Source organism: Calditrichota bacterium, assembly GCA_020637445.1.
GTDB lineage: Bacteria > Electryoneota > RPQS01 > RPQS01 > RPQS01 > JABWCQ01.
In genome coordinates, this window is sequence record JACJVZ010000001.1 from 1,655,702 (window position 1) to 1,679,328 (window position 23,627).

A 23,627-nucleotide genomic window follows, 5' to 3' on the forward strand; every position below is an offset into this window, starting at 1 on the left:
TCGGCGGATTTTTCGGTACATTTAGAGTTCACATTAAGACTCACAAAAACAAATAGATGGAATCCCCTTTCCTGCGCATTTCCGGAGCCCGCGAGCACAATCTTCAGAATGTGTCTCTCGACCTGCCGCGCAACCGATTGATTGTTATTACTGGCATTTCCGGGTCCGGGAAGTCCTCTTTAGCATTTGATACGTTGTATGCTGAGGGACAACGCAGGTATGTGGAATCCCTCTCGGCATATGCGCGGCAATTCCTCGGATTGATGGAAAAGCCGGACGTGGACGCGATTGAAGGCCTCTCGCCCGCGATCTCAATTCAACAGAAAGCGGGTATTCGCAATCCACGCTCGACCGTTGCGACGGTCACCGAGATCTACGATTACTTGAGGTTGTTATATGCGCGCATCGGCAAACCGCATTGTCCGAACTGCGGCAAACCGATTCAGCGGCAGACCGCGCAGGAAATCGTCGACGCGCTCTTGCAGCTCCCTGAAGGCACGAAGATTCAGTTGCTCGCGCCTGTCGTTTCGGGCCGCAAGGGTGAGTACAAGGATATTTTCGAGAACATCCAGCGCGACGGATTTGTGCGCGTGCGCGTGGACGGCGAAATTCGTTCGCTCGACGAGAAGATCGAGTTGAACAAGAAACTCCGTCACACGATTGAAGTCGTGGTGGACCGACTTGTGATTAAAGACGGTCTGCGTTCGCGCATGACGGACTCAGTGGAAACGACGCTGCGTCTCTCCAGCGGACTTTTGATCGCGGCGATTGAAGGCCGGAAAGAGCGCATCTTCAGTGAACGCTTCGCCTGTCCCGATTGCAATATCTCGATTCAGGAAGTCGAGCCGCGACTCTTCAGCTTCAACTCTCCCTTTGGCGCCTGCGAGCGCTGCACGGGACTCGGCTTCAAGATGGAGATCGACCCGGAGCGAATCGTTCCGAACGACGAACTCTCGATCGAAGAAGGAGCGGTGTCGACGTTGTCCGGCGGCGCGGAGGGCTGGTACGGCAACATGCTCGAAGCCACGGCCAAGAAATTCAAGATTCCCTTGACCGTGCCGTGGAAGAAGCTCAAAGCGGAACATAAGCAAATCATTCTCTACGGCTCGGGCAAGAAGGAAGTCGCTTTCGTTTGGGAAGGACAGAAGTCGCGCTTCGAGACGATGGGCAAATGGGAAGGCGTGATTCCCAATCTGATGCGCCGCTATCAACAGACGTCGTCGACGCAAGTTCGCGAGTGGATTGAAGACTTCATGGGCAACATCCCCTGCCCTGCCTGCGGCGGCGCGCGGCTGAAACCCGAAGCTCTGGCCGTGCTGGTCAACAATCAAAACATCAATCAGGTCTGCGACCTCTCTATCGGTCACGCGCACGATTTTTTCAAAGGACTCGATCTGAACGAACGCGACACGATCATCGCCAAGCAGATTTTGAAGGAAGTCCGCGAGCGCTTGACCTTTTTGCTTGACGTCGGTTTGGATTACCTGACATTGAATCGCGCGGCGGGAAGTCTTTCCGGCGGCGAAGCGCAGCGCATTCGCTTGGCGACTCAAATCGGCTCGCAATTGACGGGCGTGATGTACATTCTTGATGAGCCCTCAATCGGTTTGCATCAGCGCGATAACGATAGACTGATTGCGACGCTTCAAAGACTGCGCGACATCGGCAATACGGTCATCGTCGTCGAACATGACCGCGACACCATCGAAGCCGCCGACCACGTCGTGGACTTGGGTCCCGGAGCGGGTCGTCACGGCGGAAAAGTTGTCGCCGAGGGAACACCGTTTGAAGTGGCGAAGGATGAGAAATCTTTGACCGGACGATTTTTGAGCGGACTCGATGCGATTGAGGTGCCGCAGGAACGGCGACCGGGAATTGGCAAAAGTTTGGGTGTGCGGCGCGCGCGCGGAAACAACTTGAAAGATGTTTCTGTGGATGTACCGCTGGGAACGTTCACCGTGGTGACGGGTGTGTCGGGATCAGGAAAATCTTCGCTGATCAATGAGACTCTATACCGCGCGTTGGCACAGCGATTCTATTCCTCGAAAGAGCCGCCGCTTCCGTATGGCCAGTTGACGGGATTGCAATACCTAGATAAGGTGATCGACATCGATCAATCACCGATTGGCCGCACGCCGCGCTCGAATCCGGCAACGTACACGGGACTCTTCACGGTAATCCGCGATCTTTTCAGCCAACTTCCCGAGGCAAAGATTCGCGGATACAAACCGGGGCGCTTCTCGTTCAATGTGAAGGGGGGTCGTTGCGAGAATTGCCAAGGCGACGGCATTATCAAAATTGAGATGCACTTCCTTCCCGATGTATACGTGCCGTGCGAAGTTTGTCACGGGAAGCGCTACAACCGCGAAACGCTCGAAGTACGGTGGAAAGGCAAGTCTATCGCCGACGTGCTGGAGATGAGCGTCTCCGAAGCGCGCGAGTTTTTCGAGAGCATGCCCTCGATTGCAAGGAAACTTGCGACACTTGAAGAAGTCGGATTGGGTTATATTCATCTCGGTCAACAGGCTACGACGCTCTCCGGAGGCGAAGCGCAGCGCGTGAAGCTCGCGACTGAGCTTTCGCGCGTCGCTACGGGCCGCACAATCTACATTTTGGACGAACCGACGACGGGGCTGCACTTCCACGACATCAAGCTCTTGCTCAAAGTGCTGCACACGCTGGTCGATCGAGGGAATACGGTGCTCGTAATCGAACACAATCTCGACGTGATCAAGACTGCCGACTGGATCATCGACTTGGGTCCGGAAGGCGGCGAGCGCGGCGGCGAAATATTGGTGGCGGGAACGCCCGAAGATGTCGCGAAGCACAAATTGAGTCACACGGGCAGATATTTGAACCTCGAACTTGCGGCGCGACGCAACAGCTCCAAGACTTCAAACAAGAAGCGGAAGGCGGAGGCCAGCGTTTGATCAAATGTATTGTACTTTTTCTTGCGATAAGCTCGCTTGTTTTCGCATTCGACGCACAGCGCGCATACGATTTTGCAAACGAACTTTCAAGCGAAAAATATGAGGGGCGCAGGTCAGGGCATCCGGGCGGACTAAAAGCCGAAGAATACGTCGCCGACTATTGCAAGACTCTTGGACTGAGTCCGTTAGGAACGAACGGTTATTTTCAAGAAGTGCCTATGCTGGTCACTCAAGAGCAGAGTTCGTCATTTTCGATCACGAACTCGGAGCTGGGTAAAATCAGTTTTGTTCAAGGATTGGATTACACGCTAATCACGCATTCCGGGTCGCGGTACGTCAACGCCGAAGCAGTGCTTGTGGGACACGGAATTGTCGCCGAAGAAAAAGGACTCAACGATTACGGGGACGTGGACGTGCGCGGCAAAGTCGTCGTGATTCAGCGGGGCGCACCGAAAAGCGCATACAGTTTTGACAACGAACGCAGTCGCACTAAGACGCTCGCTTGGGCTAAAGAACGCGGAGCGGCGGCGGTCATGTGGCATGACCGCACCTTTCCGGTCAACGGGGCCGCGATTCCGGCAGACAGCTACACACCTGATATGCCGATGCTCTATGTCGGCGACCGCGTGCTGCAAGTATTACTCGAGAACACCGGCTTCTCGTTAAAGAGCTATCAAGACAAAATCAATTCAGGCGCCGCGCCGCTTGAAACCGGAAAACAAGTTTCGCTCTCCGTCGCGACCAAAGAACTTAAAGGCAAGAACGGCAGCAATGTCATTGCCGTGAGACTTGGCTCGGACGCCGTTTTGAAGAATGAAGTTATTGTCGTCGGCGGACATTTGGATCACTGCGGAGCAACTGCGGGCGGAATCGTTTACAACGGCGCCGACGACGACGCGTCGGGCAGCGCGCTTGTCGCCGAGCTTGCCCGCGTCGTTGCAGAAGCTCCCGCGATGAAGCGCACGGTGATGTTCATCTGGTTCACCGGCGAAGAAGACGGACTCTTGGGCAGCAAGTACTTCGTGCAACATCCGACCATTCCGTTCGGCAATATCGTATCGATGCTGAATTTTGACATGGTGGGGCAAGGCGACGGTGGAGCGACGATCGTCGGACTTGAACTCTTGGGTAATGTCGGGAAGGCTTGGGCGGACTCACTGGCACTACTTGAAAAAGGCCCGAAGCTATACGGCTATGACGGTGACGCGTCAAGCGACTATGGCCCGTTCGTTGGCGGCGGCGCACCGGGCGTCGCGTTCTTCTCGTCGGGAAGCCATCCGTTTTATCACCAATTCAGTGACGACGGCAAGTGGTTGAACGTCGAATCATTCAAGAGCGTCGGCGAACAAGCTGAGGCTCTGCTTACGAACCTTGCCAATCGTCAAGGCTCGCTGGCGAGTCGTTCAGATTCGCTCAAGATGATCAGCCGGTTTGCGACGACGATCGACCTTGACGGATATTTTCTCGATCCGCAGGGAACGGTCAAATCATCCAGTTCAATCGAAGTCGCATGGCTGCCGCACAACTCGGACGTACCGATGAGCGATATGGTCAACCGGATTTCGCACTTCCTGGCTTTTTGCAATTCAAAGAAGATTGTATGTTCCGGCTTGAAAGATGCTGTTGGAAAGCAGAGCGAACTGAAGCGGGGAACGGTTCTGGCTATTCCTGAGATAAGTTTGCGTGCGCGTCCCATTGAAGACGCACTTGCGCTTGCCAAGTTGGGATTGTCGATGGTGAGTTTGATGCCGACTTCCGACGCAGTGAAGATGGCCATGCCCGATCAGCTTTTCAACACTTTGAAAGACAACGGGGTTTATGCTCTGATTCCGATGGACTATAACACATCGGCGCGCGTGCAACGGTGGGGCTCGCAAGGTATCGTTACGACGTCTCTCGCGCAATTCGCCGAGTCCCCCGCGGAGATTCGCGACTCTTTGCTGACGAGCGACGCCTTGCTTTTGATTGACGTGGTCTCGCCGCCGACCGCAGAGCAACTTGAAACGGTTCGCGCCGGAAGCCAGCGGTACGTACATTTGAACTTCGGCGAGTCCTTTGACGATTTGCGCGACAGCGATCAGAAGAAGGCTTTCACGAAACTTTATGAAGCGGGCTTCACGCGCGACGAAATATTCCTCATGACAGGAAAGAATTTGAACAGATTTTTGAACGGATAGTTTGGTACGATGAGTGTCTTATACGAAAAACTGAGCCGCCTCGATCCGGAGTATTACACCGAAAAACGTGTGGCTCCGATGGTCGAGGCTGTGGAACGAATCAAGAAACTCAAACGCGACCGCAATGCCGTCGTACTTGCGCATAATTACCAGCGACCGGAGATTTTTGAAGTCGCGGATTTCTTAGGCGACTCGCTCGGATTGTCCTTAAAGGCCGCCGAAGTGAAGGATGCGGACGTTATCGTATTTTGCGGCGTGCATTTCATGGCCGAGACCGCGAAAATTGTCAATCCTGAGAAGACGGTCTTGCTACCGAATCTCTCTGCAGGCTGTTCGCTTGCGGACATGGCCACAGCGCAGGACGTCGCCGCGCGCAAAGCCGAGCTGAAGAAGACGTATCCCGACTTACAAGTCGTAACTTATGTGAACACGACCGCCGACGTGAAAGCCGAGTCGGACGCATGCTGCACGAGTTCGAATGCCGTCTCCGTCGTGCGCGCGCTGGAAAGCGATCACATTTTGTTCGCCCCCGATCAAAATCTCGCGCGCCACGTGGCATTGCACGTTCCCGACAAAACCGTGATCGCATGGGACGGCTATTGCTACGTGCATCACCAGATCACGCCGGAAACGATCATGACGATGCGCCGGCAGATTCCCGGGATTAAGATATTGGTGCATCCCGAGTGCCGTGACGACGTGCTGAAGCTCGCCGATGCAGCTCTTTCAACGTCAGGCATGGTGGACTATGCCGAAGCGAGTGACGCGACAGATTTCCTCGCCGTTACCGAGTGCGGACTGTCCGACCTTTTGCAAATCAGCGTACCTGACAAGAATTTCTACCGCGCCTGCAAGATTTGCCGTTTCATGAAAGCGATTTCATTGGACGACGTGGAGCAGTCACTGTTGCAGAACCGCTTTGAAATCAACGTCGACGAGCCCGTTCGTAAGAAAGCGCAACGCGCGTTGGAACGGATGTTCGAGTTGACGGGCGAAACACGAGACAATTTGACGTTGCCGCAAGACGTGGCCAACGAATAAGCAGAACTTAAAGACAAAGAAAATGAGCAGCGAGTTTAGAATTGAGAAGGACTCACTGGGAGAACTTCAAGTTCCAGTGAATGCTTACTACGGCGTACAAACCGCGCGCGCCGTGGCGAATTTTCCGATTTCGGGCATCCGCCCGCATCCCGTATTTGTGAAGGCATATGTCACGATTAAGCGTTCCGCGGCGGTCGTGCACCGCGATTTGAAATTGCTGACCGAAGAGCAGGCCGACGCGATCATCAAGGCGGCGGACGAAATGCTCGAAGGCAAGCTCGCCGATCAAATCGTAGTCGACGCTTATCAGGCGGGCGCAGGCACCTCGACGAACATGAACGTCAACGAAGTGCTGGCCAATCGGGCGGCGGAACTGCTCGGTTTGCCGCGCGGCAACTACAGCAAGATCAGTCCGAACGACCACGTCAACATGGCGCAGTCAACCAATGACTCGTATCCGGCGGCAATTCGAATTGGTTTAAGTCTCAAGTTTCCAGATTTGCTCAGATCGGTGGACATGGCCATCAATGCGCTCGACGCGAAAGCTAAAGAGTTTGACGATGTGATCAAGAGCGCACGCACGCACTTGCAGGACGCCGTGCCGATACGTTTGGGTCAGGAGTTTGGGGGCTATGCTTCCGTGATGCGCCGTTGCAAAGAGCGGTTGATCGCCGCTGAAAAAGAACTGCGTCAACTAAACCTCGGCGGCACGGCCGCGGGCACGGGCATGAACGCGCATCCGGAATATCGCGCTCGAGTTGCCAAGGAAATCTCCGGCAAGACGGGAATTCAATTTCATCCTGCCGAGAATCTCTTCGAAGTTACACAGAGCTTGGGCGACTTCCTGCACTTCTCGTCCGCGCTTCGCTTACTTGCGCTCGAGTTGGGCAAAATCGTTTCCGACTTGCGTTATCTGAGCAGCGGCCCACGCACGGGCTTGCAGGAAATTTATCTTCCGGCCGTTCAGCCGGGTTCGTCGATCATGCCCGGAAAAGTCAATCCCTCTATGGCCGAGATGATGAATCAAGTCTGCTATCAAGTCGTCGGCTTCGATCAAACGGTCGCCTATTGCGCACAGGCCGGACAGATGGACTTGAACGTGATGATGCCAGTCGTGAACTACAATTTGCAGCAATCGCTGCACATACTTGAAACTTCAATTGAAGTCTTCACTAAGCGCTGCATCGAAGGCATCACCGTCGACCGCGAACGCTGCAAGATGTATTTCGAATCGTCGGTCGGCATGGCCACGATCATGAATCCGTACATCGGCTATTTGAAGGCCGCCGAACTCGCCAAGGAATCGGTGAAGACGGGCAAATCGATTGTCGATTTGATTCGTGAACACAAATTGCTCACCGAAGAGCAAATGAAGGAGATTCTCGAGCCGCGCAGATTGACGGATCCCGATTTGCAGTCTGCCGGAGCCGGCGGCGGTTGATCGTTTGCCGATTCACGATTACATAATTCTTGCCGCAGGCGCGCTGATGGCCGCAACCGTATCCGGTGTGGCCGGAGTCGGCGGCGGCATGGTCTACCTCCCGATACTCGCGGAAATCGTCGGCATGCGGCTGGCGGTTCCGTATCTTTCACTCTTGCTCTTAGCGGGGAATTTTTCGCGTGCTTATTTTGCGCGCAAGGGCATTGACTGGCAAGTGCTGCGCGCGTTTTTGCTCACGGCGATTCCCGGCGCGGCGATTGGAGCCCTCGGCTATTCGTTTCTACCGGCGATTTGGATTGCCAAATTGCTCGGAGCGTACTTGCTGATTTATGTCGGCCTGAATTTTCTGCGTGTGCAGTGGCCGAAGACGGCGAACCTCCGTTCTATGTCGTGGATCGGCATTCCCGCCGGAGTTTCAAGCGGAGTCGTCGGCGGGTCAGGGCTGATCATCGCACCGTATTTTCTCCGCTATGGTTTGGTGAAGGAAGCCTTCATCGGCACGGAAGCACTTGCGGCGGCGGGCACACACGTGACGAAAGCCATCGTGTGGGGCGGGACGTCGGTTCTTACGATGAAAGACGTCATCCTGCTTTTGCCCTTGACGGTATTAATGGTGGCAGGATCGTACTTTGGAAAGATATTGGTTTCAAGAATGCGCGCGCGGCTTTTCCGCGGCATTCTATTGATGGTATTGGCAGCGGTCGGAATTCGTTTTTTATTTTTCTTCGGGTAGCACCATGAAACTACTTCTCGCAGTCATCGGAATCATCTCATTCTCGATCGCCGGATTCGCACAAACCATCGGAGACGTGCCGACTCCACCGGGGTACAATCGCGTTGGCAAAGTCGCGGGCAACTTCGCGGAGACGCTGCGCGAAACCAAGCTCTCACCGCCCGGCGAGTTTCTCGCAGGAGACGGGACGACCGTACTCTGCGGGGAGAATGTCATCGGCAAGACGGACGTCCTACCCTATGAAAATTCCAACGACGCCGGAGTGGACGGAATTGTCAGATTGTGGGGCGAGTATTTGTGGGCGCACGGACGCCGCGGAGATATTTCGTTTCCGCTCGACAATGGACAGGCGGCGCGTTGGAGCGATTGGTATGATGGGCTTCGACCCAAAAAATCGGGCGGCCGTTTCACGTTTGTACAGCAGACGACGCCCAACGGAAGCCGGGACAACTACGAGCATTATCTAAGTTTCGTCGCGGAAGAAATGGGCGCGATCGCTTTGCGGCGGGAGACTTTGCCGATCATCGACGATTCCATTGCCATCGGAGATTTGCTCGTCGCGCTGCGCAACGACAAAGAGAGTTGGGTCGGCATGATCATGGACATTTGCCGCAATGCCAAAGGAGAGCGGCTCGTGTTGTTGGGGATGTGCGGAACTCCGAGTACGGTGCTGTATCTGCCAAAACCGTTTTCGCCCGTACAAGGCGTGGCGGACTGGTACACTCTGGAAGGCGCGAAATTCGAAATCGGCGCGGGATCCAAAGCGGAGTTAAGACGAATTCGGTTCAAACTCTGAACAATGCCATTGACAAATACGAAGCGGGCGATGAACTAGTCATCGCCCGCTTCCTTTTTTTCCAAGTGTCTGCTACTGCACCCTATCGTTTCCCCATCAAGGACGTTCCTGTTTCAACCAACTTAACTCGCGGCGGCATAGTGCCCTGTCCCACGACTTCGAGCACAAAGCCGTGTCCAAGCGGGCAAGTTGTGTTTGCTGTAAGCGGGCCGAACCTGATCGGCGGATCGCTCCATCCTCCTCTCGTTGCGAAAGCCACGGCCACGGACGGCGCGACCTCTGTACCTGGACAGCCCGTGCGCGACGAACTAACTCTAAACGAATCAGTACCGCTGGGCGCAACAAATACTTGATGCGTTTCCCAGTCTACGACCATTGCTCCGGTCGAGCTGCCCGGCGTGCTTGCCGTGTGCGTTTGCACGATCATGGGCCGTGTCTTGATCGGAACTTTCGCGGTCGCCGCAAGATACTGCAGCATCGTTTCACTGTTACCGACGTCGATCACGACTCTCTGTCCGGGCGATTGCACACCCGCAAGCACCTCATCTTGCGACGGATACTTATTGACCTGAACAAGATTAAAGTTTATCTGTACGGGTGGATTCTCTTCGGCGAATACTGCGGCACTGAGAATCACAACGAGCATTAAGGCCAACATTTTCTTCATCCTTAGGCTGGTACGTTCATCGATTGGGCAATAGATGTGCCCGGCACGGGCCGAGCATCAGCATACGTAAGTCGAACAAAATGCAAAGTCGCGGTTGAAATGAGCCACGCAAGCTGCAAACCGTTGCAGAGTGTCTGCCGCAGATTGCGAACTTGGTTCAAATCACCCTTCACGGTCAAGATTTTGTCCGACGTCGGGATCTTCTTCATCGTCGGAAGGAGTTTCCTCCTCCTGGTGCTCCGGTTCGTCGTGGATTGGCGCACCGTTCATGTGTTCTGAGTAGTCCGTGATCCGATCTTTACCGAGGAACTGGGCCAACGCGTCGCCTTCCAGAATCTCAACTTTGAGCAATTCCGCCGTCATATCTTTCAATACATCGATATTTTCGGAAAGGATCTGCTTTGCCTCGTCGTAGCACGTGTCAATCAGTTCGCGCACTTCTTGATCAATGGCCTCGGCGGTTTTCTCACCATAGTAATCATCTTGCGCCTGAAACGGGTTGCCTTGCATACCGTGTCCGCGCTTGCGGTAAACGACTTGACCAAGTTTTTCGGACATTCCATAGTCCATGATCATCGCGCGCGCCATGCCCGTCACTTGCTGCAAATCACTGTAAGCACCCGACGTGATTTCGCCGTAGATCAACTCTTCGGCTGCGCGTCCACCGAGCGCGACTTTGATCTTGTCGATGATCTCTTGCTTCGTAATCAAGACTTGCTCTTCGGCGGGCAGATAGAGCGTATGGCCTAAGGTCGACGTACCGCGCGGAATAATTGAGACACGGTGAATCGGATCCGTATCAGGCAACTTCGCGCCGACAAGTGCGTGTCCGCATTCGTGGTACGCGATCTTCTCTTTGACTTTGGGAGTCATCACACGACTGCGGCGTTCGAGCCCCGTCATTTCGCGGTCGACGGCCTCCTCAAGTTCGCGTTGACCAATCAGTTTCTTTCCACGACGAGCAGCGAGCAGCGCGGCTTCGTTGATCGAATTGGCCAAATCCGCTCCGGCGAATCCCGGAGTACGCGCGGCAATCACCCGCAAATTGACGTCTTTGTCGAACTTCTTGCCTTTGGCATGCACGCGCAAAATCGCTTCTCGTCCGTCGATATTCGGCGGATCGACCACGACCTGACGGTCGAATCGTCCCGGACGCATCAAAGCCATGTCGAGAATTTCCGGGCGGTTCGTCGCGGCCATGATGATCACGCCTTTCGAACTTTCGAACCCGTCCATCTCGACGAGCAACGCGTTTAACGTCTGTTCGCGCTCATCGTGACTCGCCCACGGATTGGCTCCGCGAGCTTTGCCCAGCGCATCCAACTCATCGATAAAGACAATACACGGAGCTTTCGCGGCAGCCTGCGCGAAGAGATCGCGCACGCGCGCCGCGCCGACGCCGACGAACATTTCTACAAAGTCCGAACCGGAAATCGAAAAGAACGGTACGTGAGCCTCACCTGCCACGGCTTTCGCCAGCAGGGTCTTGCCTGTTCCCGGCGGGCCGACCAGCATCACACCCTTGGGAATCTGCGCTCCGAGAGCACGGAACTTCGCAGGATGCTTCAGGAAGTCGACGACTTCTTTCAGCTCTTCGACGGCTTCATCGATTCCTGCAACATCGCTGAAATTGATTTTGGTGGTGCTTTCGACATAGACTTTCGCGCGCGATTTACCGAATGACATCAAGCCGCCCGTGCCGCCGCCGCCCATTCTGCGAATCAGGAAGCTCCAAATTAGGAAGATGATTCCCAGCGGCAAAATCCACGCGAAGAAAAGTCCCTTCAGCCAATCGGAATCAAAGCGTCCCTCAAAGTCAATGCCTTTTTCTTCAAGCTGCTTGACCAAATCGGGATCTTCGACACGTACGGCCTCAAACGGAGTCTGAACTTTGACGCCCGCCGAATCGAGCATGGCGTCCCCGCGAATATTCTCCTGCGTGATGACGACATTCTTGATTTGGTCGTCTTTCAGCAGTTCTTTGAACTTTGAATAAGACAGCTTTTCATAGTGTTGACCGCCCATGTAGGCTTGCGCTATGAACAAAGCAAGTAAGACCGCAACCAGATACCAGAGCGAGAAGTTGAATTTCTTCGCAGGAGCCGGTTGCGGTTTCTTGGGTGCGTTATTTTTGGGTTGTTTTTCGCTCAAGGTTAATAGTCCACCCCGCGTTGGGCGAGAATCCCGCGCTGGTAGGCGTGTTTGATTTCTTTCATTTCGGTCACGGTGTCACCGCGGTCGATTATTTCTTGCGGAGCCCCGCGCCCCGTCAGAATTAGTGTAGTCAATTTTGGCCGCGCATCGATCACGCGGTGCAGATCAGAGACGGTCAGAAGTTTCAGCATCACCGCGACGAAGATTTCGTCGAGCAGGACGAGTTGATAGTCGCCGCTCGCAAGTCTTTCGATTGCAAACTCGAGCGCATCCTGCGCGGCCTTTTCGTGCTCTTCACGCGGCAGGTTGTCGTCTACGATGCCGACGAAGCCTTTGCCCATACGGTGAAACTCCACCTCAGGTTCCAGCCGCTTGATGGATTTCATCTCACCGTAAGTCCAGCTTCCTTTGATGAACTGGACAATCAGCACACGGTGCCCGTAACCCACGGCTCTGAGCACTGTGCCGAGCGCGGCCGTGGTTTTGCCTTTGCCGTCGCCCGTATTGATTAGCACGAGACCTTCGGGAGTCTCGCGCTCGGTTGTCTTCGTTTCAGTATCAGTCAAATCGAATTACCAGAGTACGCCCATCGCAAGAATGAAATTGACGGGCGGGAAAGTTTTTTGATAGCGGTCCGATCCATCCGGACTCCACAACAAGCGCGGCTCTACGAACGAGATCATGCCGTCATCGCTCCATTGCTGACGCAGTCCCACGAGAGCGGAAAGTCCGAACCACGCGGCTTGAGTCTGTGTTGACCGGTCGAGATAGAATTCGTAGAAATCCACTCTTTCCGGATCGTGGTAGTTGGGCCTTTCCAGCTTCTTGCCGGCCGCTCCCCAACGCGCCGAAGGTCCGCCGCCGATGTAAAATTTGCTGTGACCTTCGTTGTCCACGTAGTGATTCAACAGCAGAGCGAGTTCTACTTCGCGGAAATACGTGTGGTCCGTTTGCGTGCCAAGTGCACCGCCAGAGATGACCTGATCCGTCAGGGGATCGATCACCACAGGTTCAAGCAAAGTGGTGGTCGTATGTCTCATCCAACTGTAACTTCCGACGACAGACAGCCGGGTTTCATTGGACATCGGCAGCTCTTTGCGAAGACTGATCATGTTTCCGCCGGTTCCGGCACCAGCATAGCCGTCATTGTACCACGTACCGTCCCAGTATGTACGGGTAAATCCCCAAGAGAGTCCCATGGAACCCTGCGCCAAGAGCGAGGAAGCCGGAACAAGTAAGAGAAGCGCGAGAAGAAGTCGAGCGGATCGAGAAGCCATAGTCATGCAGCACCTCCGCGATGAGGGTTTGAATTTCCCCGGGACCGCCTACCAAGCGGGTTGCGCCTCTGCGGCGCAAACGATCAAGATTCGACTATCAAAAGAATTAGTATGCTTTGGCAAAGACCACTCGCTGGGACGACGGCTTGCCGGTCAGGAAGCACTTGCCTTCTTCCTTTTCGGCATCCATCGGGATGACGCGCAGCGTAGCTTTGGTCTCTTCCTGAATGCGCTTTTCATCAGCCGTATCGCCCGCCCAATGCACGAGCGCAAATCCGCTGTCTGCCGCGATGAACTCTTTGAACTCGTCGTACGATTCGATCTTGCTCGTATTTTCGGTCATACGCGCGCGGGCCGCTTCCAAGAGTTCGTTTTGCACGCGGTCCAAGAGTTTGGGCATCTCGGCGGCCAGGCCTGCGAGCGGAACCGTAATCTTTTCGCGGTTGTGCCTCAGGGTCACAATGCAATTTCCGGCAGCCAAGTCGCGCGGCCCCAATTCGACACGAACCGGGTATCCGAATAACTCAGCTTCTGCAAATTTGAAGCCGGGCGTGACATTGTCCCTTTCATCGACACGAGATCCGATATTCGCGGCGGAAAGCTCGGCTTTCATGCGATTTACGGCTTCCATCACCGACGCTCGTTCATCTTCCTTGCGCGCGATTGGTATGAAAATAACGGGCCACTGTGCAAGTTTCGGCGGGACGATAATACCGTCGTCATCGCCGTGCGTCATGATCAACCCGCCTACCAAGCGCGTCGATACTCCCCACGACGTCGCCCAGACATAGTCCAACGTATTGTGATCGGTCTGGAATTGTACGTCGAACGCCTTGGCGAAATTCTGACCCAGGAAGTGTGACGTTCCCGCTTGCAGAGCTTTCTTGTCCTGCATCATCGCTTCGATGCAATACGTATTCACCGCACCGGGGAATTTTTGCCCTTCGCTCTTCAAGCCGTACATGACGGGCATAGCCATGTAGTTTTCGGCAAAATCGCGGTAAACACCGAGCATCCTGATGGTCTCTTCAACGGCTTCTTCGGCAGTCGCGTGCGCGGTGTGGCCCTCCTGCCAAAGAAACTCCGCCGTACGCAGGAACAGACGCGTGCGCATTTCCCAGCGGTAGACGTTCGCCCACTGGTTAATCAGAATCGGGAGATCGCGGTAGCTCTGCACCCAATTCTTGTACATGGCCCAAATCACCGTTTCCGACGTCGGACGCAGCACGTAATTTTCTTCGAGCTTACCTTTGGGCTTCAGTTTGCCCGTACCATCAGGTTCGAGACCGGAATGCGTTACGACCGCGCACTCCATCGCAAATCCCTCGACGTGCTCCGCTTCTTTCTCAAGAAAGCTCTGCGGAATCAGCATCGGGAAATACGCGTTGACGTGCCCGGTGTCTTTGAACATTTTGTCGAGCTGACGTTGGATTCCTTCCCAAATGGCATAGCCGTTGGGACGAATCACCATGCAGCCCTTGACGGGCGAATAGTCGGCAAGTTTAGCTTCGCGGACGAGGTCGAGATACCACTCGGAGTAATCTTTACTCCGGGGAGTAATGTTCTTGGCCATGTAGTGGGTTTATTTTGCGACGGCAATCAAGTCGTCAGATAGTTCATAGGATTCTTGTTCGAGCGGAGCAATCAAAGAGTCACGCTGCGCCGAAGTCAGCGACGTGCTGGCTTTCAAGTTTTTCTTAAGAGTAATCAGTTCGCCCTTGCGCCGGTTGATGATCGCCGTGATTTCAGCTCGGTCGATCACGGAGCGAGATCGCAGCAAGTCAATTTGTTTGCGCACGGAGTCGCGCTTGGCCGTCTGCTCATCCAAGAAGTGCATATCCACAAACTCGGCCGGATCGGGCCTGCGCATTTCTTCGTTCGGTTTGGCAACGGGAATTTCTGCTTTCGGTTCTTCTGCCTTCTTGCCGCAGCTTGCGGCGACAAGCAAGAGTGTCAAAATAAGCGGGACGAAACGGATCATGCTACTCCTGAGTTGCCACAACGGTAACGGCAGCGGCGGTGGACACGATTGCGCCCGCGATGTAGAAGCCCTTGTGAGCGTTCTTCCATCCGGCGCGGTAGCCGTTCTTCCAACCGCTGTTGAATTCTTCTTCAGCCTGAATCGGCGGCTTAGCCGGACGGCGCGGATTCACGACCCACGGCAGCCACATAAAGGGAATGTTTCCGACCACACCCAAACCGAACCAGCCTAATTTGCCGGCGCGGGAATCGCCGACTTTTGCGCCTTCATTCCAACCTTGTTCGTAGAGCGGCATGACGCGCTGCGGCGCATTGTTCATATCTACCTGACCAACTTGGTCAAGCGCATGACCAAGTCCGTAGTCGCTTGCGTTGGCGAACGACACAAGTATCAATAGTGAGACAAAAAAAAGCGATTTCATGGATGAAGCTCCAAGCTCCGCAAGAAACGGATTACATGTGAACGGCGCGACCGTCCGCAGCGAGTGCGGCTTCCATGACGGCTTCAGTCAGCGTCGGATGTGCGTGAACAGTATTGTAAATCGTCTCGGGCGTACATTCGAGCACACGTGCGAGCGCAAGCTGCGCGATCATCTCGGTCGCTTCTGAGCCGACGATATGGGCACCGAGCAATTGTCCGTAGTGTTTGTCGAAGAGCAACTTGACGTGTCCGTCCGTATGGCCGATTGCGCGGGCCTTGCCGGACGCGCTGAACGGAAACTTTCCGACTTTGTATTCGAGCCCGAGTTCTTTGCACTTCTCTTCGGAGTAGCCTACGCTTGCGACCTGCGGCTGGCAGTATGTGCATGCGGGGTTATTCGTGTAGTCAATCGGATGCGGATGCTTGCCCGCAATCGCATCGACGCACACGATGCCTTCATGCGACGCCGTGTGCGCAAGTTGCGGCGCGCCGATTACGTCACCGATGGCATAGTAGCCGTGAACATTCGTTTTGAAGAATTCGTCGACCTTGACAAAACCTCGATCAAGCGCAACGCCGGTCTTTTCAAAACCCCATCCGTCGACATTTGCGGCAAAGCCGATCGCGACCATGCAATAGTCTGCTCCGATAGTCTTGTCATTGCCGTCGATTTCGACCGTGACGCCGTTCTTCGAAGGCGTGACCGAGCGCACACGCGTGTTGGTCATCACATTCATGCCCATTTTCTTGAAAGCGGTTTCAACAGCCTTGCTCGAATCGACGTCTTCCAAAGGCAGAATGCGTGGCTGCACTTCAATCATGGTGACATCGGTGCCGAGAGCTTTGTAGAAATAAGCGAACTCGACGCCAATCGCTCCCGCGCCGACAATCACGAGCGACTTCGGCTGTTTGGGCAGCGACATCGCTTCCATATACGTGATAATCCTGTCGCGATCGACATTAACACCCGGCAGCGATTTGTCTTTGCTGCCCGTGGCGATGATCATATGTTTGCCGCGAATCCGGTCGATGACTTTGTCGGGATTCTTCGGCTCGTGGACTTCGATTTCCTTGTCCCCGACGATGCGGAACCGGCCCACGGGACGGTGAATTTTGCTGCGCCTCACGAGAAACTCGACGCCTGACGAATTCTTCTCGGAAACTTCACGCGAACGCTGGATGATTCTATCCCAATCCACTCCGTTCGTCGTCGCGTGAATGCCCATCGTCGGTGCGACGTGTTGAATGTCTTGATAAAGTTCGGCGGCCTTCAGAAGGGCCTTCGTGGGAATACATCCCCAGTTTACGCACACTCCGCCGAGCGGCTGTTCATCGACGACGCATGTCGAGAGTCCCAACTGCGCCGCTCGAATTGCCGCGACGTATCCGCCCGGTCCTCCGCCTAAGACGACGATATCAAATTCAGTTGCTGCCATTGTAAACTTATTTGCCCGCAGCGCTCACTGCAAGCGAGTCATATTGAGATTAAGCCGTCGCCAGATTATCTTCGGCGGCCTTGAGTTTTCCTTCGTGAGCCTGGACTTCCAGCCAGCGTTCCGCGTCAATCGCGGCCATACAGCCCGCACCCGCGGCTGTAATCGCCTGACGGTAGTGGTTGTCATGCACGTCGCCCGCAACAAACAATCCGTCGATATCCGTCCAAGACGAATCCGGATGATGCAAGACATAGCCGGCCTCATCCGTTTTCAAAATATCGCGGATGATCTTCGTGTTCGGTTCGTGTCCGATCGCCACAAAGAAACCTTCCACGGGCAAATCGCTGACTTCGCCGCTTGCGACGTTCTTCAAACGCAAACCGTTCACAGCAGTTTGATTGGCGTCTGAAAGCACGTCTTCGACGACGGTATTGTAAATAACTTCGACTTTCGGGTTTTCCAGTACGCGGTCCTGCATGATTTTTGACCCGCGAAACGCGTCGCGGCGGTGAATCAGATAAACTTTCGACGCATGACGAGTTAGATACGATGCTTCTTCCAGCGCCGTATCTCCTCCGCCGACGACCCCAACGACTTTTCCGCGGAAGAAAAATCCGTCGCAGGTAGCGCAAGCAGACACGCCTCTGCCCTGCATTTTTTTCTCATTTTCAAGTCCCAGCCACTTGGCGGACGCGCCGGACGCGACAATTACAGAGTGACCGTAGAGCGGATCGTTTGAACCGAGATTGACCTTAAACGGGCGGGACGTCGTGTCGATTGAGATAACTTCGTCCTCCACGTACGTCGTACCGAATCGCGCGGCCTGCTTGCGGAACAGTTCCATCAGTTCGGGGCCTTCAATGCCATCGGGAAATCCGGGGTAGTTTTCGACGTCGCTGGTGATCATAAGCTGGCCTCCGGGCTGGATGCCGTCAACGACTACGGGGTTTAAGTTTGCGCGTCCGGCATAAATAGCTGCGGTCAGTCCGGCCGGTCCGGAGCCGATGATGATGACGTTATGAATGGTGCGGCTCATTTGCTTCAAATGTCCTGTTATTCAATTACTTAAAACAAGAAACTCGTCACTCCGCCCGAAGTTTGTGACCAGTTTCACATTTAGAATAGATAGATTCCGGTGAATACTCAACTTACGGAATAATGGGCGGAATTTCAAGCGGACATTCGCCTGAAAGTACCCATTGTACCCGCACAGCTGCTATGTGGTTTCCGGTAAGGCGAACGCAAGCTCAACCAAAGCAAGCTGATAGCCTTGAATACCTTTGCCGCTAATTGTCTTACCGCACAAATCGGAAATCAAAGACGTGTGGCGAAATTCCTCACGAGCCGCAGGATCGCTCACATGTACCTCGACTGCAGGCAAATTTGCCGCCGCGAGAGCATCACGCACGGACACGGACGTATGTGTCAGCGCACCGGGATTTAGGATAAGTCCGTCAGCCCAACGCCTCGCCCATTGAATAAGCTCGGAGTATTCCCCTTCGTGATTGCTCTGTCTTACCAGCACGTCAAAACTTAGATCTTCTGCCCACTCTTGACAGAGTGCAGTCAAGTCGTCATATGTGGTCGTTCCGTAAACCGAAGGCTCGCGAGTGCCAAGCAAATTCAAGTTCGGCCCGTTCAAAATCGCGACACGTCTCCGTCTGGGAATCGCAACCACCTCTTCCCCGCTTCGAGTCACTTCCGCAAGCCACGCCGCACATTCTCTCACCGATTGATCGGGAACATCGTGGCTAATCACCGGTTTGCCGACGTCGCGCAATAGAATCCACCTCTGCTTACCTGACGCGGTTTTCTTGTCTGAGCGAACGGCCTCCAACAGGTCATCTTCTGAGCAGACGATTTTCGGCAATGAAATACTTGAAAGCCACTTTTCCAGAGCTCGCGCGCGCTGCGGCGAGAGGAGGCCCGACAATTCCGACAACTTAACGGCTGCACGAAGACCGTAGAACACGGCTTCTCCGTGAGCCAGCGTGCCGTAGCCCGCGACCCGTTCGAGCGCGTGTCCGAACGTATGCCCAAGATTCAAGAGCATGCGCTCACCGCTCTCGCGCTCGTCGCGCGAAACGATATCAATCTTGACTTCAGCACCGCGCGCGGCAAACTCTTCAAATCGGCGCGAATTCCACGACAGCGCGTCCGATCCCGCTTCTTCAATCTCACGCCAAAAATCTCCGCCAACGAGCAGCGCGCCTTTTATTATCTCCGCAGCACCTGACCGAATTTCACGCGGCGCGAGAGTGTCAATATAGGCCAAATTCGCCAGCACGCACTTAGGTTGGTGGAATGCACCGATCATGTTCTTGCCGAGTTCGTGATTCACTCCCGTCTTGCCGCCGATTGCCGCATCCACCATACCTAACAACGTCGTGGGAACGGCCAGCCACTCGATTCCCCGCAAATAGATACTCGCCACGAAGCCTGCCAAATCCGTCACAACTCCACCGCCAAGCGCAATAATCACGTCGTCGCGCGCGAATCGTTTTTGCGCCATCACGTCGAGTATTGACTTTGCACGATTCAGGTTCTTCTGCTCTTCACCCGGAGGAAGAACAAACTCAACACATGAATAGCCGTCGCGCAAGAGCAAATTTCGCAGCGACTCCAAGTGATGGAGTGCAACATTTTCGTCAGTGATCAGCATTACGCGCGGCCTGCGAGCGCCGAACACGCGGCTCAGCTCATTGGCAATCCACGTCGCGTCCGCACGTGCGAAGCGGACCGGCACGACGCCAGTTTGCGTACGCAACTCAAACGAGTCCATCGATCGCCTCGTGAATCGTCAGCACCGTTTGCATGGGATCTTCATCCGTCGTGGGAAAAGTCAGCGCGGCCAATTCGAACTGTTCGTGCCGCTGTTCGGCCAACGCGCGCAATCTGTCCACTCGTTCGAGGAGAGTGTCATCCGGGTCGAGCAGCGGACGGTCCGATTGATTGAGAGTCCTTGCGGCCAGCAAAGAAATCGGAGCTTGCAGCCAAATCAAAATTCCGCTCGCGAGGATGACATCGCGGTTGTCTTTGCGCTCCAACGCTCCACCGCCCAAAGCAATTACGCTTTCGCCGCGGCTGGCAGCTTGGACGAGCGAGATATTTTCGAAGTCACGGAACTTAGGTTCACCGAGCGAGCGAAAAATCGCCGGAATATCCATCCCGGCGCGTTCGACGATCATTTTGTCCAAGTCAATAAAAGGTTGGCCGCGCAGCTTCGCCAGCATAGCTCCGATCGTAGACTTGCCGGAGCCGGGCAATCCGCACAGATAGACTATCGCCATGGTGACTCCGGAGTGGCGTCAAAATGCGCGCGGATTTCACTCATCGAATCTCCGCCGAATTTCTCCATAAATGGATTCATGAGAGCGAGTATCGCCATCGCTTCGCCCACGACTCCCGCCGCGGGAACTGCGCACACGTCACTGCGTTCGCGCAAGGCTTCGACGGGTTCGCCCGTGGCGAGATTCACGGAGTCGAGCGGCTGCATCAGCGACGAAAGCGGTTTCATCGCAACACGCATGACGATGCGCTCACCGTTGCTCATCCCGCCTTCCGTTCCGCCGGCATTATTGGTTTTGCGTGTGACGTACTTATCCTGCGGATAGAGCTGATCGTGTACTTGACTTCCGAAAACGTTCGCGACTTCGAATCCCATACCGAACTCGACAGCCTTCATCGCATGAATGGAGATCATGGCTTGCGCAAGAATGCCGTCAAGGCGTCTGTCCCCTTGCGCAAAACTTCCCAGTCCAACGGGCAAACCGTCCACAATGACTTCAAACACTCCGCCGAGAGTGTCTTTTTTGATCACGGCGTCGTCGATCAGATCGACCATTTTCTTGTCGGCGACTTGATCTCCGCAACGCACCGAACTGGCTTCAACCTGCGCGAAATACTCTTCGAGCGAAACGTCCGTACGCATCGGCGCGGCATCGACGCCGCCGATTTTTACGACGTGACTGAACACGCGAATACCGAACTCGGACAGGAATTTTCTGCAAATTGCGGCAAGCGCCACTCGCATCGCGGTCTCGCGTGCCGAAGAACGTTCGATAACGTTGCGAATGTCGTCGTGGTGATATTTTATCGAGCCTGCGAAATCCGCATGTCCGGGACGAGGATTCGTGAGCTTGTCGATGCGATTTCCTTCGCCCGGATCTTCAATCGACATCTTCTCTTTCCAGTTCTCCCAATCGCGGTTTTCGATAAAGAGCGCGATAGGCGCCCCGAGAGTTTTGCCATAACGCACACCGCCGAGGATTTTCGCGTGATCATGTTCGATCTTCATGCGGCTTCCGCGGCCATAGCCCTTTTGGCGGCGCAGCAGATCAATTTTTATTTCTGCTTCGGTGATCGCAAGTCCAGCGGGCATCCCGTCAAGAATACCCGTCAAACCGGGGCCGTGAGTTTCTCCGGCTGTCAAAAATCTTATCATGAATTGCGCAACTCCGGCAAAAGTTCTCTGACCGCGAGTTCCAGCGGAAAAGGCTTGCCTGTCCAGATCTGATAACTCTCGGCCGCTTGTGCAAGCAGCATCACCAATCCGTTTTCCGGTATTGCACCGAACGACGTTGCAGTTTCCAAGAACAACGTCCGGCGCGGAGAATAAATCAAATCGAATACAAGCGCACCGGGCTTGAAAGCGAAAGGTGGATCGAGCGGAAAACCAGGATTCGACAGATGACCAACCGGCGTGGCTTGCACGATTATGTCGAACTCATGCAGCCTTTTGCGGGCCTTGGCATGCGTGATCAGAGTCGGCGCGAAAGGTGCAGAAAGCACATGTGTGATCCGCTCAAGCGCGTCGGCAGGTCGGCGGGACGCCACCGCGATTTCATTCGGGGTCAGCAACTGACTGATGGCGACAAGGGCTGCACGCGCGGCACCTCCCGTGCCGATAACAAGCACTTTCTCCGCATGCGAAACGAGTTCAAGTCGTTGCTCGAGAGCGAATCTGAATCCCGCGACGTCGGTGTTGTAACCGATCAGCGTACCCTGTTTACGCACGAGCGTATTGACAGCGCGGGCCCTTTGCGCAGTTTCCGAAAGTTCATCGCACAGAGTGTATGCGAGGTCTTTGTGCGGCGCCGTTACATTTAGCCCGTCCCAATCCACGCGCGCGCGCAACAAGAATGAACGCGCGAGTCTGCGCGGAAAATCGAACAGCGTATAGCTGCCCGACGATTCCGTGTGCTGAAATGCCCACGAAAACATCACGGGTGACAAACTGGTTGCAATATGTTCGCCAATCAGGCCGAAACGGTAAGCCATCTACTCCGAAAGTGTAACTGAATTCTCTGCCATTTTTTTCAAATCCGCAAAAAAGCCGGGATACGACACCGCCGCGCACTCGGCCTGTTCAATCGTCGTGACGCCTTCCGCAACAAGTCCGGCCAAAGCAAACGCCATCGCGATGCGGTGATCATGGTTTGGCGAAATCTTCACGCCTTTTCGTTTCTTGCCGCCGGTGACGTGGAGGTTTTGTCCGGTAACGGAGACGTCAGCGCCCATTTCTGCAAGTCCTTCCACAATCGCCTGCAAACGGTCGCTTTCTTTGAGGCGCAATTCGCCGACGTTCTCGAAAATCGACTCGCCGTCAATTGTGGCCGCAAGCACCGCGAGCGCGGGGATTTCGTCAATGAGCCCCGGCACATCTTGAGTCGTGATTCGCAGCGGCCGCAACACTCCATATTTGAAGTGGAGCGAACCCGCCGGTTCACCGGCCGTGGTGCGCTCGACACGTTCAACAATGTCCGCACCAGAGTTTTTCAGACTTCGAATCCAGCTTGTGCGAGTCGGGTTCAAGACGACATTCTTCAACTCAATGTCCGAGCCCGTCACGAGCGAAGCCGCCACGGCCCAAAACGCGGCGCTTGAAATGTCGCCCGGAATCGTGCCGCGCAATACCAGAGTCGCGTCAGGAACGTTCGATTTGTCTACGCTCCACCAGCCGTCGGCGTCTTGCGCAAGTCCCAGTAATCTTTCAGTATGATCGCGCGAGGGAAACGGTTCGCGCACACGCGTCGCTCCATTCGCTGAAAGTCCAGCTAACAAAAGCGCGCTTTTGACTTGCGCGCTTGAAAGGGTTAAGTTGTGATCCGTGCCTACAAGTGGTCGACCTATCAATCGCGCGGGTAAAACGCCTCCCGGACTGAGCTCAATTTGCGCGCCCATCGTACGCAACGGCTGCGCGACACGCTCCATGGGACGATTGGAAAGTGACTCGTCGCCTTCTAACGTCCATTCACCGTCGCGCCCGGCCAGTACTCCCATCAGCAGTCTCGCTGTGGTGCCCGAATTTCTGCAATCGAGTGTTGCCTTGCGAACGGTTTCGCGGTGCTTGATCGTAACGAAGACTTCGCCGCGTTCGACACGTTTTCCAAGCGATACGAGACAGCGCAGCGCGGTTTCGCAGTCTTCTCCCGCCCCAAAGTTTGTTAACCGAATTGTGTCGGGCGTGTACAAGGAGAGCAGCGCACGTCGAATCGACACGGATTTGTCGCCGGACAGCGTCAACTGTGCGAACAGCGGAGACGCGGCGGCGGTGATACGCGCGACGCTCACC

At 55.0% G+C, this 23,627-nt stretch carries 20 protein-coding genes and 1 pseudogene; 6 read left to right on the forward strand and 15 right to left on the reverse strand.

Going from position 1 to position 23,627, the window contains the following annotated elements; genetic code table 11:
- Positions 1 to 56 precede the first annotated feature (56 nt).
- Genes uvrA through H6507_07050 form a run of 6 tightly spaced genes read left to right on the forward strand, consistent with a single transcriptional unit; the run spans position 57 to position 9,118 of the window.
- Positions 57 to 2,930, forward strand: coding sequence for an excinuclease ABC subunit UvrA (gene uvrA / locus H6507_07025; protein ID MCB9368839.1), 2,874 nt, complete (start codon positions 57 to 59; stop codon positions 2,928 to 2,930).
- The gene (locus H6507_07030; GenBank protein MCB9368840.1) at positions 2,927 to 5,107 is read left to right on the forward strand and encodes a M28 family peptidase; all 2,181 of its coding nucleotides are present in this window, start codon (positions 2,927 to 2,929) and stop codon (positions 5,105 to 5,107) included. Before uvrA ends, H6507_07030 begins: the two co-directional genes overlap by 4 nt.
- A gap of 9 nt (positions 5,108 to 5,116) precedes the next feature.
- Complete coding sequence (gene nadA / locus H6507_07035) at positions 5,117 to 6,148, forward strand: quinolinate synthase NadA (GenBank protein ID MCB9368841.1); 1,032 nt, start codon at positions 5,117 to 5,119, stop codon at positions 6,146 to 6,148.
- Positions 6,149 to 6,170: 22 nt separating this feature from the next.
- A complete protein-coding gene (locus H6507_07040) occupies positions 6,171 to 7,589 on the forward strand; it encodes an aspartate ammonia-lyase (GenBank protein ID MCB9368842.1) in 1,419 nt (472 codons plus the stop codon).
- A 4-nt stretch (positions 7,590 to 7,593) separates the two neighbouring features.
- Positions 7,594 to 8,322, forward strand: a complete 729-nt coding sequence (locus H6507_07045) for a sulfite exporter TauE/SafE family protein (GenBank protein ID MCB9368843.1) — start codon at positions 7,594 to 7,596, stop codon at positions 8,320 to 8,322.
- Positions 8,323 to 8,326: 4 nt separating this feature from the next.
- Positions 8,327 to 9,118: a hypothetical protein gene (locus tag H6507_07050; protein MCB9368844.1), complete on the forward strand. Its 792-nt coding sequence runs from the start codon at positions 8,327 to 8,329 to the stop codon at positions 9,116 to 9,118.
- A gap of 82 nt (positions 9,119 to 9,200) precedes the next feature.
- Here H6507_07050 and H6507_07055 read toward each other — a convergent pair whose 3' ends face one another.
- From H6507_07055 to aroA, 15 genes and pseudogenes are all read right to left on the reverse strand, one after another.
- Positions 9,201 to 9,776: a hypothetical protein gene (locus H6507_07055; GenBank protein ID MCB9368845.1), complete on the reverse strand. Its 576-nt coding sequence runs from the start codon at positions 9,774 to 9,776 to the stop codon at positions 9,201 to 9,203.
- An 11-nt stretch (positions 9,777 to 9,787) separates the two neighbouring features.
- A complete protein-coding gene (locus H6507_07060; protein ID MCB9368846.1) occupies positions 9,788 to 9,994 on the reverse strand; it encodes a hypothetical protein in 207 nt (68 codons plus the stop codon).
- Positions 9,948 to 11,867: pseudogene (locus tag H6507_07065) on the reverse strand (ATP-dependent metallopeptidase FtsH/Yme1/Tma family protein). Before H6507_07065 ends, H6507_07060 begins: the two are co-directional and overlap by 47 nt.
- Positions 11,868 to 11,938: 71 nt before the next feature.
- Positions 11,939 to 12,505, reverse strand: a complete 567-nt coding sequence (gene cobO, locus H6507_07070) for a cob(I)yrinic acid a,c-diamide adenosyltransferase (protein MCB9368847.1) — start codon at positions 12,503 to 12,505, stop codon at positions 11,939 to 11,941.
- Positions 12,506 to 12,511: 6 nt separating this feature from the next.
- Positions 12,512 to 13,138 carry a hypothetical protein gene (locus tag H6507_07075; protein MCB9368848.1) on the reverse strand — a complete coding sequence of 209 codons (627 nt, stop codon included), beginning with the start codon at positions 13,136 to 13,138 and terminating at the stop codon, positions 12,512 to 12,514.
- 184 nt (positions 13,139 to 13,322) lie between these two features.
- Positions 13,323 to 14,789 (reverse strand): proline--tRNA ligase, encoded by a 1,467-nt coding sequence (locus H6507_07080; protein ID MCB9368849.1) that lies wholly within the window; start codon positions 14,787 to 14,789, stop codon positions 13,323 to 13,325.
- 9 nt (positions 14,790 to 14,798) lie between these two features.
- A complete protein-coding gene (locus tag H6507_07085; GenBank protein MCB9368850.1) occupies positions 14,799 to 15,197 on the reverse strand; it encodes a hypothetical protein in 399 nt (132 codons plus the stop codon).
- Between the two features lies 1 nt (position 15,198).
- Positions 15,199 to 15,618, reverse strand: a complete 420-nt coding sequence (locus H6507_07090) for a hypothetical protein (protein ID MCB9368851.1) — start codon at positions 15,616 to 15,618, stop codon at positions 15,199 to 15,201.
- A gap of 31 nt (positions 15,619 to 15,649) precedes the next feature.
- Complete coding sequence (gene lpdA, locus H6507_07095) at positions 15,650 to 17,053, reverse strand: dihydrolipoyl dehydrogenase (GenBank protein MCB9368852.1); 1,404 nt, start codon at positions 17,051 to 17,053, stop codon at positions 15,650 to 15,652.
- A 49-nt stretch (positions 17,054 to 17,102) separates the two neighbouring features.
- The gene (gene trxB, locus H6507_07100; protein MCB9368853.1) at positions 17,103 to 18,089 is read right to left on the reverse strand and encodes a thioredoxin-disulfide reductase; all 987 of its coding nucleotides are present in this window, start codon (positions 18,087 to 18,089) and stop codon (positions 17,103 to 17,105) included.
- Between the two features lie 180 nt (positions 18,090 to 18,269).
- Positions 18,270 to 19,835 carry a 3-dehydroquinate synthase gene (gene aroB / locus H6507_07105; GenBank protein MCB9368854.1) on the reverse strand — a complete coding sequence of 522 codons (1,566 nt, stop codon included), beginning with the start codon at positions 19,833 to 19,835 and terminating at the stop codon, positions 18,270 to 18,272.
- Positions 19,822 to 20,343, reverse strand: coding sequence for a shikimate kinase (locus H6507_07110; GenBank protein MCB9368855.1), 522 nt, complete (start codon positions 20,341 to 20,343; stop codon positions 19,822 to 19,824). The genes aroB and H6507_07110 overlap by 14 nt, the downstream gene beginning before the upstream one ends.
- Positions 20,334 to 21,497: a chorismate synthase gene (gene aroC, locus H6507_07115; GenBank protein ID MCB9368856.1), complete on the reverse strand. Its 1,164-nt coding sequence runs from the start codon at positions 21,495 to 21,497 to the stop codon at positions 20,334 to 20,336. Before aroC ends, H6507_07110 begins: the two co-directional genes overlap by 10 nt.
- Complete coding sequence (locus tag H6507_07120; GenBank protein ID MCB9368857.1) at positions 21,494 to 22,333, reverse strand: shikimate dehydrogenase; 840 nt, start codon at positions 22,331 to 22,333, stop codon at positions 21,494 to 21,496. Before H6507_07120 ends, aroC begins: the two co-directional genes overlap by 4 nt.
- A complete protein-coding gene (gene aroA, locus H6507_07125; GenBank protein ID MCB9368858.1) occupies positions 22,334 to 23,626 on the reverse strand; it encodes a 3-phosphoshikimate 1-carboxyvinyltransferase in 1,293 nt (430 codons plus the stop codon).
- Position 23,627 lies beyond the last annotated feature (1 nt).

Coding starts and splice junctions, on each gene's coding strand:
- H6507_07055 (MCB9368845.1), bottom strand. CDS start 9,776: ATGTTGGCCTTAATGCTCGTTGTGATTCTCAGTGCCGCAGTATTCGCC.
- trxB (MCB9368853.1), bottom strand. CDS start 18,089: ATGAGCCGCACCATTCATAACGTCATCATCATCGGCTCCGGACCGGCC.
- H6507_07050 (MCB9368844.1), top strand. CDS start 8,327: ATGAAACTACTTCTCGCAGTCATCGGAATCATCTCATTCTCGATCGCC.
- H6507_07060 (MCB9368846.1), bottom strand. CDS start 9,994: ATGAAGAAGATCCCGACGTCGGACAAAATCTTGACCGTGAAGGGTGAT.
- H6507_07075 (MCB9368848.1), bottom strand. CDS start 13,138: ATGGGACTCTCTTGGGGATTTACCCGTACATACTGGGACGGTACGTGG.
- H6507_07120 (MCB9368857.1), bottom strand. CDS start 22,333: ATGGCTTACCGTTTCGGCCTGATTGGCGAACATATTGCAACCAGTTTG.
- H6507_07080 (MCB9368849.1), bottom strand. CDS start 14,789: ATGGCCAAGAACATTACTCCCCGGAGTAAAGATTACTCCGAGTGGTAT.
- H6507_07110 (MCB9368855.1), bottom strand. CDS start 20,343: ATGGCGATAGTCTATCTGTGCGGATTGCCCGGCTCCGGCAAGTCTACG.
- H6507_07090 (MCB9368851.1), bottom strand. CDS start 15,618: ATGAAATCGCTTTTTTTTGTCTCACTATTGATACTTGTGTCGTTCGCC.
- aroC (MCB9368856.1), bottom strand. CDS start 21,497: ATGATAAGATTTTTGACAGCCGGAGAAACTCACGGCCCCGGTTTGACG.
- H6507_07085 (MCB9368850.1), bottom strand. CDS start 15,197: ATGATCCGTTTCGTCCCGCTTATTTTGACACTCTTGCTTGTCGCCGCA.
- uvrA (MCB9368839.1), top strand. CDS start 57: ATGGAATCCCCTTTCCTGCGCATTTCCGGAGCCCGCGAGCACAATCTT.
- aroB (MCB9368854.1), bottom strand. CDS start 19,835: ATGGACTCGTTTGAGTTGCGTACGCAAACTGGCGTCGTGCCGGTCCGC.
- nadA (MCB9368841.1), top strand. CDS start 5,117: ATGAGTGTCTTATACGAAAAACTGAGCCGCCTCGATCCGGAGTATTAC.
- H6507_07040 (MCB9368842.1), top strand. CDS start 6,171: ATGAGCAGCGAGTTTAGAATTGAGAAGGACTCACTGGGAGAACTTCAA.
- lpdA (MCB9368852.1), bottom strand. CDS start 17,053: ATGGCAGCAACTGAATTTGATATCGTCGTCTTAGGCGGAGGACCGGGC.